The sequence below is a fragment of the Pseudomonas sp. RA_15y_Pfl2_54 genome, assembly GCF_963971015.1.
GTDB lineage: Bacteria > Pseudomonadota > Gammaproteobacteria > Pseudomonadales > Pseudomonadaceae > Aquipseudomonas > Aquipseudomonas baetica_A.
Window position 1 is genome coordinate 45,609 of record NZ_CAXAPN010000010.1, and the last position, 12,950, is coordinate 58,558.

12 protein-coding genes and 2 pseudogenes are annotated in these 12,950 nt (G+C 54.5%); 3 read left to right on the forward strand and 11 right to left on the reverse strand.

Annotation, left to right across the window (positions count from 1 at the left end; translation table 11 throughout):
- The first annotated feature begins 252 nt into the window (after positions 1 to 252).
- Positions 253 to 522: a DUF1652 domain-containing protein gene (locus tag AACY50_RS09615; protein ID WP_339466510.1), complete on the forward strand. Its 270-nt coding sequence runs from the start codon at positions 253 to 255 to the stop codon at positions 520 to 522.
- Here AACY50_RS09615 and AACY50_RS09620 read toward each other — a convergent pair.
- Positions 519 to 917 (reverse strand): hypothetical protein, encoded by a 399-nt coding sequence (locus AACY50_RS09620; RefSeq protein ID WP_339466507.1) that lies wholly within the window; start codon positions 915 to 917, stop codon positions 519 to 521. The genes AACY50_RS09615 and AACY50_RS09620 overlap by 4 nt on opposite strands.
- 89 nt (positions 918 to 1,006) lie before the next feature.
- The gene (locus AACY50_RS09625) at positions 1,007 to 1,276 is read right to left on the reverse strand and encodes a DUF2790 domain-containing protein (RefSeq protein WP_339466506.1); all 270 of its coding nucleotides are present in this window, start codon (positions 1,274 to 1,276) and stop codon (positions 1,007 to 1,009) included.
- Between the two features lie 496 nt (positions 1,277 to 1,772).
- Between AACY50_RS09625 and AACY50_RS09630 the strand changes: the two genes are divergently transcribed.
- Positions 1,773 to 2,069 (forward strand): hypothetical protein, encoded by a 297-nt coding sequence (locus tag AACY50_RS09630; RefSeq protein WP_339466505.1) that lies wholly within the window; start codon positions 1,773 to 1,775, stop codon positions 2,067 to 2,069.
- 66 nt (positions 2,070 to 2,135) lie between these two features.
- Here AACY50_RS09630 and AACY50_RS09635 read toward each other — a convergent pair whose 3' ends face one another.
- From AACY50_RS09635 to tssI, 6 genes and pseudogenes are all read right to left on the reverse strand, one after another.
- The gene (locus AACY50_RS09635) at positions 2,136 to 2,906 is read right to left on the reverse strand and encodes a PoNe immunity protein domain-containing protein (RefSeq protein WP_339538494.1); all 771 of its coding nucleotides are present in this window, start codon (positions 2,904 to 2,906) and stop codon (positions 2,136 to 2,138) included.
- A gap of 81 nt (positions 2,907 to 2,987) precedes the next feature.
- The gene (locus AACY50_RS09640) at positions 2,988 to 3,779 is read right to left on the reverse strand and encodes a PoNe immunity protein domain-containing protein (RefSeq protein WP_339494538.1); all 792 of its coding nucleotides are present in this window, start codon (positions 3,777 to 3,779) and stop codon (positions 2,988 to 2,990) included.
- 34 nt (positions 3,780 to 3,813) lie between these two features.
- Positions 3,814 to 4,095, reverse strand: a pseudogene (locus AACY50_RS09645) (PoNe immunity protein domain-containing protein); the annotation flags it as partial.
- 98 nt (positions 4,096 to 4,193) lie between these two features.
- On the reverse strand, positions 4,194 to 5,147 hold the full coding sequence (locus AACY50_RS09650) for a PoNe immunity protein domain-containing protein (RefSeq protein WP_339538495.1): 954 nt from the start codon (positions 5,145 to 5,147) through the stop codon (positions 4,194 to 4,196).
- Positions 5,144 to 6,763, reverse strand: coding sequence for a hypothetical protein (locus AACY50_RS09655; protein ID WP_339464305.1), 1,620 nt, complete (start codon positions 6,761 to 6,763; stop codon positions 5,144 to 5,146). Before AACY50_RS09655 ends, AACY50_RS09650 begins: the two co-directional genes overlap by 4 nt.
- Positions 6,760 to 9,051, reverse strand: coding sequence for a type VI secretion system Vgr family protein (tssI, locus tag AACY50_RS09660; RefSeq protein ID WP_339538496.1), 2,292 nt, complete (start codon positions 9,049 to 9,051; stop codon positions 6,760 to 6,762). Before tssI ends, AACY50_RS09655 begins: the two co-directional genes overlap by 4 nt.
- A gap of 260 nt (positions 9,052 to 9,311) precedes the next feature.
- On the opposite strand from tssI, the pseudogene AACY50_RS09665 reads away from it, so the two are divergent.
- A pseudogene (locus tag AACY50_RS09665) lies at positions 9,312 to 9,652 on the forward strand (hypothetical protein); the annotation flags it as partial.
- Positions 9,653 to 9,769: 117 nt separating this feature from the next.
- Here AACY50_RS09665 and AACY50_RS09670 read toward each other — a convergent pair.
- From AACY50_RS09670 to xylB, 3 genes are read right to left on the reverse strand one after another with little or no spacing between them, the layout of a single operon-like run.
- Complete coding sequence (locus AACY50_RS09670) at positions 9,770 to 10,390, reverse strand: transglycosylase SLT domain-containing protein (protein WP_221729789.1); 621 nt, start codon at positions 10,388 to 10,390, stop codon at positions 9,770 to 9,772.
- A gap of 47 nt (positions 10,391 to 10,437) precedes the next feature.
- Entirely contained in the window at positions 10,438 to 11,376 is a 939-nt protein-coding gene (locus AACY50_RS09675; protein ID WP_339494535.1) for a carbohydrate kinase family protein, read from the reverse strand.
- A gap of 13 nt (positions 11,377 to 11,389) precedes the next feature.
- Entirely contained in the window at positions 11,390 to 12,886 is a 1,497-nt protein-coding gene (gene xylB, locus AACY50_RS09680; RefSeq protein ID WP_339507762.1) for a xylulokinase, read from the reverse strand.
- Positions 12,887 to 12,950: the final 64 nt, after the last annotated feature.

The window sequence follows — 12,950 nt, forward strand, 5'->3', positions numbered from 1 at the left end:
AACTGGCCAAATACTGGCCTCTTCGCCAAGTGCTTGATTTATATAGGGGCAAAACGATCCGATGAAAGGCACGTTTTATGCCTCTGTTTGGTGCGGCGCACCGGCTTCGGGCGCCTACACTCCAAGAGGCATTTCGCCGTACAACCGTTTGCCGCGCCCAGGGAAATAGCGGGGATCCACCCGTGCAGGGGCAGTAAAAACGGTCAGCGTGAAGCGTTGATTGGCGGTTTCATTATTAAGGAGAGTTTCACCATGTTTCTGTCTGCCTTGGAACTACGCAATATCATTGAAAGCAGTTTTCTGCCGAAACGTTGCCAATGCACGCTGTCGCCGGAGTTGTCGATGACCGTCAAGGTCTTCGGCGATCACCAGACCGATCAGGTCGACCTGCTCGTCAGCGGCATCGATGCCAGCCACCTCAATGGCGCTCGCGCAATCAACGACCTCATTGCCGGATTGCGCTCGGATCTGGCGCAACAAGCGACGCCACATCATTACAGTCCTCGATCAAAAGCCGTTTAACGCACTGTTTCACCCAGTTCGACCGTCACGCGCCGGGCCTGCAAAAAACCAAGGCCCAGCGCGAACTCGACCAGCACCGCGAGCAAAATCCCGGGGCCGGCATGACCGTTCAGCCATTCCGCAAAACCCAGCACCGCCAAACCAAAACAACCGACGATAAACCCGTTGCTCAGGGCATTACGCGCGAGTGACACCGGCGCTTTGCGCACCAGATAAAACATCACGCCCAACGCTGCAAACAGCACCGCGCTGCGCCGTGCGACAAATCCGGCACCTTCGGAGTACTCGATGCTCCAGATCGCCAGCAGGCTCTGCGGGAAAACGCCCCAGGCCAGCGCCAGCAAAAAACACAACGAACACGTGAAGCCCGACAACGTGCGAAACGACAACTGCATGGCGAATCCTTGCGGCAGTGGGGAGGGCTCCGAGCATACCCGCCGAAACTCCCCACGCCTACCGCAAACCCGCAAATCAGACGTTTCTGTCAGTTCTGGAAGTTGCATGCGTCAGACAATTTCCGGTAGCTGATTTCCTCAGGCTTACCGGCATTGTCGATGTACTTCATATCGGCCGTGACCACTTTGCACAGATGCGTTGGCGGCTCGGTCAACGACACCACTTTGGCCACATGCAGCGGCATGCCGTACTCATACGGCACGGCTTTGGAAGTGGCAGAGGTGTCATTGGCCTGGGCCAGCCCGGCAAACGCGGTGCAGGCGAGGGCGGCAGTGAGCAATAAAGGACAAATGTTCATGAAAGGACTCCCGAGTGGCGGTTCTAGAGTTCGGCGTGATGCACCCGAACCTGCCGCACTGGGCGACAGCCAAAACGGCTGAGGGCGTGCAGTTCAGTAGAGTTTTTGACCACGGCGTTAAGAGATGGTTAACCGAGCTGAACGCCGGCTGTCAGGGAGTGCGGCGGTTTTCTCAGGAACGTTTGGCGAATTCCTACAAAGGCTGGTGCCTTGTCTGCTTTCGGCGGCTGGAGCGGGACAGTTATTGTCGGTTGCCGCTGCAAAATCAGTGGTTCGGGTTTGGTCACCTGAGAAAAGTTCATTGCATATGTGCCATCATTTGCACCGTTCGGATTTCACGATCCGTGAAGTGCATTGCTGTGGCGGCTGTGTGCAGGACGCCTTCGGGCGAGCTGAGTTTGAACTGTTCTCGGTTGACCAAGCCTGTACACGGCCGCCTCCCACCGTTTGGTCACGGCTATGGCGGTTACCTTCTAATACAGTTGAGTAACTCAGAATGCCAATAATTAAAATGCTACAAAACCGCTATCTCCCCCTCAGCAGCAACGTCACCGAAACCCCGGCACTGCTCATCGACACCCAAGCCAACCCGAAAGACATCCTCGAAGCCGCCGTCCAGCGCATCCGCGCCGCCGCCGACCTGCTCGAAACCATGCATTGCCTGTGCTTCAAGCACGCCGACGTGCAGGACATCCCACACATTACCCATGCGCTTTACCTGCTGACGCAGGATGGCAATGACTTGCTCCAGGTCGCGCAGCAGCAAATGTTGAACTGGAAAGCGCCTGCTTGAGTTCACCCCTCAAAAAAGCCTACCGTCGAAAGAGGGCAGGCTGAGGGGCTGCGGCATTCGAAAAGCTCATTGTGGTTGCTGGCTGCGAGCGTATTCGACCAGATCTTTGGGGTAGATCATGTGGTCGATTTTGCTGTCGTCTATCCCGTATAGAAATGCAATAGCTCCAGCCTCTATAGCCCAGTAACCGACGTAGTTTCCATTTTCTCCCTGCAGATGTAAGTCGTACCATGGGGCTTGTTCAAATGCTGAATACCATTTGCAGCAGTATTGCTCTAGGCGCGAGGATGCTTCCTCTTTGCTTTCTGCGTAGATGGCCTGAACTAAAGGGGTATAGATATCGTGAAACCATTGGTCCACATCTTTTCTGTCGGGTAATAATTTAATTAGCAGGTCTTCAAATAAAGTATCACTGCCGACATAGCTCGCATCGTCCATTAGTTTTACAAAGCGCTTAAGAAGGTCGGTACGATGCAGTAACACACAGAAGCCTATAACTTGTACGCACTCTTCATATAGGTAGAGCCAGTCATCAATTGCGAGTGGTGATATTTCAGGAGTGTTTTCGAATATCGCAAGTTTTGCTTGTCTGGTCTCGTACTTGTCAATCAAGTCACTTAGGAGGGGAGGTAATGAAGTGATCTCTTCGCCCGCAGTATAAGCCGCCAAAAGCCGGTCAAGCGCGAACTTTTGCAAATGCCGAGAGCGAAGTGCTGCCTCTTCCTCAGGGGAGTCTGACTCAAAGGTGTTTGTTCCCAAGAAATCTATAACTTCGTCGTGCTCTCTCAGAAAGTTCTTGTAATGAGTCTCGCTGAAGAATTTTTGTCTATTTTTCATGCCTCTACACCTCCACTTGCTTTAGTCGGTTTGCGCCGGCGTAAACCAATTTCCTGTCATGACTACAGGGTAGGCCAGCATCTAAACGGGCGCCCTTGGATTATTAGAAAGTTGATGGTTTCTGGCATATTCGACCAAATCCTTAGGGTAGATCATGTGGTCTATTTTGCTGTCATCGATGCCGTATAAGTAAGCAATGGCACCCGCTTCGAAAGCCCAATATCCGACGTAACTGCCTTCCTCGCCGTCGTGGTGCGTGTCATGCCATGGCGCCTGCTCAAAGGCGGAATACCAGTTCTCGCAGTAATTGCTTAGAAAACTGGAAGCCTCATTCCTATCTTCAGCGTAAATGGCCTGTATCAGCGGCGTGGAAACATCGTGATACCACTGATCGATATCCGCCCGCTCAGGTAAAACCTTGATCAGCAAGTCTTCGTAAAGAGTGTCCGTGCCGGCATATCCTGCACTGTCGATTAAAAAGACAAAACGTTTTAGCAAATCAGTGCGGTGCAACAAGATGCACAAACTTATGACTTGCAGGCATTCTTCATATTCATCTGGCCAGTCATCAATAATCAGAGGAGTGATGTTAGGTATCTGTTCATAAGTGGCCTGATATTTTTGGAGTTCTTCATAACTGGCAATCAGCAATTTCAGAGGCTGAACCAGACTTTGTATGTCCTCTCCAGCGGTGTAGAGCATAAAGACGTGCTCCAAGTGGAGGTTTTTAAAATTCCTGGCTCGTAGAGACTTCTCTTGTTCAGGAGAGTCTGCTGTGAATAGTTTGTCCTTCCAGAATTCGAATTCTTCTTCGTAGTTTGTCAGGAAGTTTTCGTAATGTAATTCAGTAAGATATTTCTGCCGTATTTTCAAGTGTCATGTCCGTGACGAATATCGTAGTTTAGATTTAAGGCTTTTTGGCTTGCGATCTCGCGTACTCGACGAGATCCTTGGGGTAGACCATGTGATCAATTTTGCTGTCGTCAATGCCATACAGAAACGCTACAGCCCCAGCTTCCAGAGCCCAATAACCACAGTAACTCCCTTCGTCACCTTGTTTGTGCGAATCATGCCATGGAGCTTGCTTGAATGCCGGATACCAACTTTCGCAGTATCTTTTTAATAGATTTGAGGCTTCGTCTTTATCTTCTTCGTAGATGGCTAGGACGAGGGGGGTGTAGATGTCGTGTGCAAGATGGTTCTGAGACTATGTCCAAGTGTGTTTTTGCTCTTTTGCATTCTTCGCTCAGCGCCGGAAAATTAGCGCCGAGCGAACGGTAGAGCAGCTTATTCTTCGCCAGACCAATACCAGATCGTGTCGCCCCAAGCAGAATTATCAAACTTTGGCATGATTTCTCCTTGGTTGAAGTAACGGCGAGAATCCTTTTGAGCGGGAGTGAACCAAAAGCCTGACTTTATGCACGGTTTTCCCGCATCCACTCGAGATGTTTGTGAGGAGCTTGATGATTGATAGTTTCTAGCGTATTCGACTAGATCTTTAGGGTAGACCATATGACTGATCTTGCGATCATCTATTCCGTAAAGAAATGCGACAGCAGCGGCTTCGAAAGCCCAATACCCAACATAGTTTCCATCATCATCTTCTATGTCTAAGTGGCTATCATGCCAGTTGGTTTGTAGTTTTCCGAAAGCGGGGTACCATTCTTTACAGTATTCAAGTAGCAGGTCGCTCGCTTCGTTTTCGTCATCAGCGTAAATTGCTTTCACTAGCGGCGAATAAAGTTCGTGATACCATTCATCAAGATCTGACCGGCCAGGAAGAATTTTGCGCAGAAGATCTTCGTATAAAGTATCTTCGTGTGCATATCCTGCGCGATCAATTAAGTTAACAAAGCGGATAAGCAAATCTGTTTGATGCAGCAATATACACAGGCTGATAACTTGGACGCACTCTTCGTATTGCTCAGGCCAATCATCTATTGCTAATGGTGAAATGTCAGGTTCGCCGTCTTCCAAAGCTAAAGCATTCTGATAGATTTCATAGCAAGTTATAAGCTTTTCTAGCCTTGGGAGTAGTGTTTCTATTGGTTCCCCTGCGGTATAGCTTATCAGTAGTGCATTGAATGCAGATTCTTTAAAGTAGCCTGTGCGAAGAGCCTTTTCCTGCGCAGGGTTATCTGCCTGCATGGTTTCATTTTTCCAGCGGGATTCTGTTTCGTCATAAAGTTTTATGGATTTTTGATAGTAAGAGTCGAAAATGAATTTTTGGCGTCTGTTCATGCTGGTATTCTAGCCTCTTCTTTTAATACGTCCAAATTCCCATATTTTTTTCGTAATGAGGCTAATCGTTTATTAACGGCCTCTCTTACTTCTTCCTCGCCATAATGAAACCCGTCGTGATCGCGGTGAGTTTCTTCATGTGAATTTGCCAGCTGAGCGTCGGCATGCGCTTTGGGGCTGAGGCTCTTATGATAAAGAGGAGTAAAAAATAAGTGGCGACTATAGGACTTCATGATGCTTTCTCGTAGTTCAATATTTTTTATCGCCAATGGTAGCTTTGATGTTATCCATGCGCGACTCATCTGAACTATGTGCTTCTTTGACTTTTCATCTGTTTTTTTATTTTTTTTGCCACTCGGAGTGTTCTTGTCGTTAGTAGCTTTCGCATTGTCACTTGAGGTTTTTCCGCCTGATTTACCTCCGGCTTTTCCGCCAGCTTTTCCACCTGCCTTTTGTTTAGCGGGTTTATTCTGATCTGCGTCATCCGTAATCGGTTCGAGAAGTTCAGAAGGATCCAGAACCCCGGAAAGTCCTAGCTTGGAAGCAATTTTTGGTTTTGAACCCTCAATTTTTTGAAGAAACTTAGGCGCGTCTTCCCGCTTGCTAGCTTTCGCTTCAACTATAGCGAATTTTTTATTATTGTTTGTACTTGGATTCGCTCGCCAGATGGAGTCGATTCCGGTTCCATTTGCCCCATCTGTAAGTTTGTATAGAACATGTCTAGCTTTGGGGTTGCCACCTTTTGACAACTTTCCAAGCGTATCGCCGTTCGGTTTCCCGTCCAGCCATTTGCCTTCTGAACCTTTATCATGACCGTCCCACTTTTTTCCCCAGCCAAATTTCTCTGCGCATATATAGTCTGCGATGTGCTCTCCGCACACACCTAAGCCCTCGTTGAGGATGTCTGCGGTGGCAACGGCTAGCTTCGTGTTAGCAGGCTGGTTAGAGTGAGCGGAACTTGGACCGTCTTTGCCATTTTTTGCTACGGTCGCGTCCTTGCCAGCAGGTTTTTCTACCCTCTTGGGGTGGGTAGATCCTGAAGATAATGCGGAACTATTGCGTTGCATCCCTTTCCATTTTGTTAAGCGCCTTTCCACAATGCCGATCATTTCTGGCATGTTGTCGCGAGCGGTCGCGAGTACGGTGACAACTGCGGATTGAGTCCAGTTGGGCAGGCTTTGGAAAGCTGAAGAACCTTTTACTGCGCTAATGATGTCGTCAAGCTCACCTCGGAGCTTCGACGCGTTGAATACTTCTTTTAGCAACTCCTCCGGACTTGTTTTGATACCACACTCTTGCAATACAAAACGCAACAAATCAAATAGAACCGGGGCATAACGCTGAGGATCTTTATTGACTATGCGCATGCTTTTTTTCAGACCATCACCTGGTCCAGGAATCCAGCCGATAACTGCAAGGAGCAAATCAAATTTTGCTTCATCTTTACCGTCTGCAGTTTCCGCATTGTAGAGGACGATAGAGGACTCTACTGTGTCGTACGCGTCGATCGCTTGACCTAGAAAGGGTACGGCTCCTAAGGCAATACCCTTCGCAAGTTCGACTGCTGCCTCTTTATAAGCTGCTGTACGGTCTTCAGTTTGCGCTTCTTCACTCATGTCAGCCTCCCTGCGGCTTTCTCCACTAGTGCTTGTAAATCAACGTTGTCTGGATCGAGTCCAAGTTTTCGGATGTCCTCATTGACCTTTGCATCGCTACTTTGGACGATTTTCACTGGTTCGCGATCAAAAGGCCGCGGATCTTCGCCGTAATAGACTTTGGCCGGTCCTTTCGGCACGTCTTCCAACCGGGCGAAGCCGTCATCGTCCAGCACGCCTTCGCGGGTCGAGCCATCGGCGAAATCAACGCGATAAGACGCGCCCGGCACCGGTTCCAGATTGTCGTAGTGCAAATTCAACTCAAGCCACGTCGGGTTGGCCTTGGCTTTTTCCATCAGCCTTCCGGCGATGTCTGCCGCTGCCAACCCCGGAATCAACGGCACCAAAATCCCGATCCCGGTGCCCACGCCAGGCGCGCCGCCGGTATTGACCTTCACTTCAGCGCCGCTGATGGTCACGCCGCCGGCGTCGACCTTGACGAAACTGCCGCCAGCCTTGGCGGTGAGTTCCATGCCGGCGTCTACCACGACCTTGTCGCCGGCGTGGTAGTGGATTTCGCTGCCGGCTTCGACGAATTGAGCGGTGCCGATTTTTACGTGCTGGGTCACGCCGACGGTCAGGTGCTCGTCGGCGCGCATTTCGCTGATGCGGTCCAGATGGGTGATGCGGTGTTCTTCAACCTTGAATTCGCTCAGCGTATTGGCTTCAACGGTGTCATGCCGTTCATTGCCGACGCGGATCTTCTGGTCGTGCTCGATGTTTTCATCCCAGTCGCGCTGGGCGTGGATGTAGATTTGCTCGACGCCTTTTTTGTCTTCGATGCGGAATTCGTTGTAGCCCTTGCCGCCCGGTGAACTCAGGGTCTTGAAGGTGCTGCGGGTCTTGTTCGCCGGCAGGTCGTAGGGGACGACGTTTTCCTTGTGGTACAGGCAACCGGTGACGAGTGGCTGGTCGGGATCGCCTTCGAGGAAGGTGACGAGGACTTCCATGCCGATGCGCGGGATGGCGATGCCGCCGTACGCGGCGCCGGCCCAGCCGCTGGCGACGCGCATCCAGCAGGTGGTTTTGTCATCGGCCTGGCCGTCGCGGTCCCAGTGGAACTGGACTTTGATGCGGCCGTACTGGTCGCAGTGGATTTCTTCGCCGGCCGGGCCGGTGACGATGGCGGTCTGGCTGCCGAGGACTTTGGGTTTCGGGTGTTCGAGGGCAGGGCGGTAGTGCGCGTCCCACGGGGTGGCGAGGAAGCTGTTGCGGTAGCCCTGGTGGAAATCGCTTTTGTTGTCGGTGACGTCGCTGGTGACGTTTTCGCCGAGCACTTGCGGTTGTTTGCCTTCGTGGAAGACTTCGAGCAGCAACCACATATCGTTCCACTCGGCGCGCGGGTGTTCGGCGAGGGTGAGGAAGTGGCCGCTGGTGAGGGTCGGTTCGTCACCTTTGCCTTCGGCGAGTTTGTAGTCGCTGCGATGGCGTTCCAGTGCGCGGGTCGAGAGGTGCTTGCCGCGCTCGCGGGTAGTGAAGCGGCCGGGGTAATCGTAGTCTTCGAGGTCCGGGGCGAAGGGGCTGGTTGCCGTGCCTTCGGGGAGGATCTGCGGCTTTTCGAAGTCGTAGTCGCGGCGGCTGACGCGAGTGGTGCGGGTTTCCAGGCGCAGGTTGAAGCGCTTGATCACCGGTTTGTCAGCGCTCATGCCGGAGTCTTGCTGGTAGCTCACGGCTTTAAGTTTGCGAAACACGGTCTGGTCGTCGCCGAACACCAGTTTGTGGCCGCTACTGCTGTGCTGGAAGTGGAAGTGAATGCCTTCCTCTTCGCACAGGCGCTGGATGAAGTGCAGGTCTGATTCGTCGTACTGCACGCAGTAGTCACGCTCGGGGTACTCGGCGCCGAGCTGGAAGCTGTAGGCGTTGGCGAGGATGCCGCGATCTTCCAGCACCTGAGCGATGATCTTCGGCACTGTGAGTTGCTGAAAGATCTGCTGGTCGTGGTTGTGGCGCAGGTAGGCCAGTTGCGGCACCAGACTGATGCTGTATCGGGTCAGGGTTTTGCCGGAATCGCCTTGCTCGATGCGGTACACCAGGCCGTGGATCTTGCCTTCGCCGGTGGCGCCAAAGGTCAGCACACCGGGCTTGTGCAGCAGCTCTTCGAGCTTCAGATCGGGGCGGGCGCTGACCAGTTCGAGGTCAAAACGGAACGGTTCGTTGAGGGCTTCGCGACCGGTGAAGCTGAGGACTTGCAGGTCGGCGTTGGCGCCTTCAAGCGTGAGGGTGATGTGGGTTGCGTTGGCGTCCAGCATGCCTAGAGTTCCGTCCGTTGAATAAGCAGGTGACGGATGATGTCGGATTAGGCTGACTCGTTCAAGGCGCAAATGCCGTAGTGAGGGGCGTGGCAGCGTATGGGGGAAACCCTTAGCTGGGCCATTTGGCCTAATGAAATCGGGCGTTTTAGCCGATATGCCCGCGACGGTTACGCGTATTCAACTGACCGGGCGCATGAGAATTACCAGTCAGTTTCAGACTAGAGTTGCCTGTAGCACGTCAAAGCCATCGGCCATCAACCATGTTCAACGGTGCAATGCTGACGTCCAACGACGTGAAAGATCTGACCCTCGTGGTGTCGCGACGGGACAAGTACACCGCGCGTGTTAAAGGCCGATGTACGTCTGATCAAAAGTGCCGACAGCGGCGCCGAAAGAGTCGGTTCCATCGACGGCCACACGCTCAGTGGCGGTTGGCCGCGCATGAACGACGACAACTCGATGCCTTACTTCGATGGCAGCAACCCGTATCTGGTCAACTGTGTGCAGGTCAACGACTTACCGCACCCGATACGAGAAGTTTGCCTGGGATGTGGATGAGACCCGGTTGATGGTGAGTTACAACTTTTGGGTGTTGTGAACCTCAGATTTGTAGTGTTTGATCCGGCGTTTTTGTGAGCAAGCCCCCACCCACAGGTTTCTCGGGTGTTCATAAACAGAGATCCTTGTGGGAGCGGGCTTGCTCGCGAAGGCGTTGTTACAGCCAATGCCAGAATCGGCTCCAGAACCCGCGATTCAAGTCCTCCTTGCAGCCGGCATATTGCTGGGCATACACATTCGAACGACTTTGCACCTTGCCCGCCGTGGCCATCAACCACGCCTTGCTGGCATAGGTTTTCTGCCGATAGCCACCCCAGCCTTCGTGGTAGTTGAGGTACTGGCCGTAAGCGTCGTATTTGTATACGCCGTTGATCGACGTGGTCTTGTCCATGTACCAGCCAACAAAATCGATAGCGTCATCAAAGTCCTCACGGTCGGCCCAGTTGCGGCCGGTGCTTTTCTGGTAGTCGGACCAGACTTCATCCTTGGCCTGGGCGTAGCCCGAGGCGGTCGACACCCGGCCCCACGGGATTACCCAGAGCAGGTATTTGCGCGGGGTCTTGGCGTCGTAGCGGTAGCCGGATTCCTGATACATGATGGCGAAGGGCACCTGGATCGGCACGCCCCAGCGTTTTTGCGTGACTTGCGCTGCGTCGTACCAATCACTTTTCTCGCGGAAGATCTCGCAGATGTTTTCTGGCGAACGGGGCGGCGAGGTGCCGCAACCCGTCAATAACGCCGCGAGTATCAGTAGTCCAATCGTCTGCCCTGAATTCAAAAGCCGTTATCCCGTCTTGCGCGTAAAAAGGGCGACAGTCTACGCGCTCAGCTCAATTGGTGACGATAGGGCAAATCCGGACCGGTCTTGCTGCACGTCAGCGCCGCCGCTTGCACGGCAAACTTGAGCATCGCGTCAATCTGCTCGCGCGCAAGCTGTTGCACGCCGTCCACCGAATCCAGGCCTTGTTCGGTCAACCAAGTAATCAGCGCGGCCTGGAAGGTATCGCCGGCGCCAACGGTATCGGCGATCTTTACCGAACTGGCCGGCACCGACCATGCACCATGGACGCGGCTGAAGGCCGTCGCGCCGTCACCGCCCCGGGTCAGGAATACCACTTGGCAGCGATGCTCCAGCCAGCCTTCGATGACGCGCTGCGGGTCCTGCCCGGGGTACAGCAGGCTCAAGTCTTCATCGCTGACTTTGATCAGATCCGCCAGTTGCACCAGTGTGGCGATGCGTGCGCGCCACAGATCGATATTCGGCTCGGGATTGAGGCGCACGTTGGGGTCGAGCGTGATCAGGCGTTTGCCGCTTTCGCGCTGGACCAGGGCGAGCAGGGTGTCGGCAATCGGCTGCACCACCAGTGAGAACGAACCGACATGCAGGCCGCGCACCTCGGGGCCCAACGTCGGCAGGTGCGTCAGGCTCAGTTGCCGATCCGCGCAGCCTTCACCGCGAAAGCTGTAATGCGGCGAGCCATTGGCTCCGACGGCGACCATCGCCAGGGTGGTCGGCGCGGCGAAGTCCACCAGATAGTCCGGTCGCACACCTTCCTCCTGCAACACTTGCTGCAAGCGGCGGCCGAGGTAGTCGGTGGACAGTCCGCCAAACAAGGCCGAATCCACGCCCAAGCGGCGCAAGCCGACGGCGACGTTGAACGGCGAGCCGCCGGCAATCGCCTTGAAATTCACTTTCGAGGCCAGACCGCTGGCATCGTTTTCGCTGAAGAAATCAAACAGGGCTTCGCCACACACCAAATACATAATTGTTAGCTCTTTATAGGATTGCGACATGTTGTTGATAGCGTTCATAGGCCTGCTGGAACGCTGTGACGTTGGTGGCAATCGGCAGGGTTTCACTGCTCAGGTCAAGCTTCACGCAGCGCTCGCACAGGTCGGCAAGTGTGTCTTCGTGGCCGTTCGACCATGATTTGCACCATGCCGCTTGAATCGCCGCGCCAAGGGCAGCGGCTTCGCTTTGTTCGGTGCAGATCACCGGGGTGTCCATGATGTCGGCGACGATCTGCCGCCACACGGCGCTTTTCGAGCCACCGCCGATCAGGCAAATGCTGCGGCTTTGTAAACCATTGTGCCGGAGCAAATCCAGTCCATAGCGCAGGCCGAACGTGGTGCCTTCGACGGCAGCGCGGCACAGATTGGCTTGGGTGAGGTTATCCAGCGTCAAGCCGTGCAGGCTGCCGGTGGCATGGGGCAGGGCGGGGACGCGTTCGCCGTTGAGGAACGGCAGCATGCTCACGCCCTCGGCGCCGATGGGCGCTTGCGCGACGAGCTCGTTGAACTGATCGAGATCGAGGTCGAACAACTCGCGGATGGCGCCGGTGGCGTTGGTCAGGTTCATGGTGCAGATCAGCGGCAACCAGCCACCGCTGGAGGAACAGAAGGTAGCGACCGAGGCATCCGGACTGACTTTCGGCACGTCGGCATAGGCATACACCGTACCGGAGGAACCCAGGCTCATGGTGATGGCGCCGGGCTGAATGTTGGCGGTGCCGATGGCGCCCATCATGTTGTCACCGCCGCCGCTGGAGATCAGTGCGTTGGGGTTCAGGCCCAGTTGTTCGGCGATGGCTGGGAGGAGGGTCCCCACCGCTTCGTGTGCGTCGATCAACTCCGGCAGCGCTGCTTGCAGGCGTCCGCTGGCGTCGATGTCGCGCAGCAGTTGCAAGTCCCACTGGCGGGTGCGTACGTTGAAATAACCGGTGCCCGAGGCGTCGCCGTATTCGCTGCACGCGCGGCCGGTAAGCCAGTAATTGAGGTAGTCGTGGGGCAGCAGAATTCGCGATATGCGCGCAAATACCGCCGGATGCTGTTCTTTGGTCCAAAGCAGTTTCGACACGGTGTAGCCCGGCGCGATGACCACGCCGAGGCGTTCCAGCGAGCCTTTCTCGCCGCCCAGATGGGTGAGCAGTCGATCATTTTCGGCGCTGCTTTCGGTGTCGCACCAGAGTTTGGCCGGGCGCAACACTTCGCCTTGATCGTCGAGCAATACCAAACCGTGTTGCTGGCCTGACACGCCAATGCCGAGAATCGACTGACCGTCGATATTCGCCGCCAAGAGTGCGCGGCGGGTGGCGAGGGCGAAGGCTTGCAGCCATTGCTGCGTGTCTTGCTCGCGGCGACCGTTGGCGCCGCTGATCATCGTGTGTGCGGCGGCGCCCTGGCCGAGGACTTGGCCGCTGGTGGCATCCAGGATGATTGCTTTGGTGCCTTGGGTGCCGCAGTCGATGCCCAGGAAGCGTTGTCGGGTTGTCACAGGAATGTCCTCAGGGTCTCAGGTCTGCCAGCAGGCTCGCCCCCACAAGGGCGCGCAGTTCAAA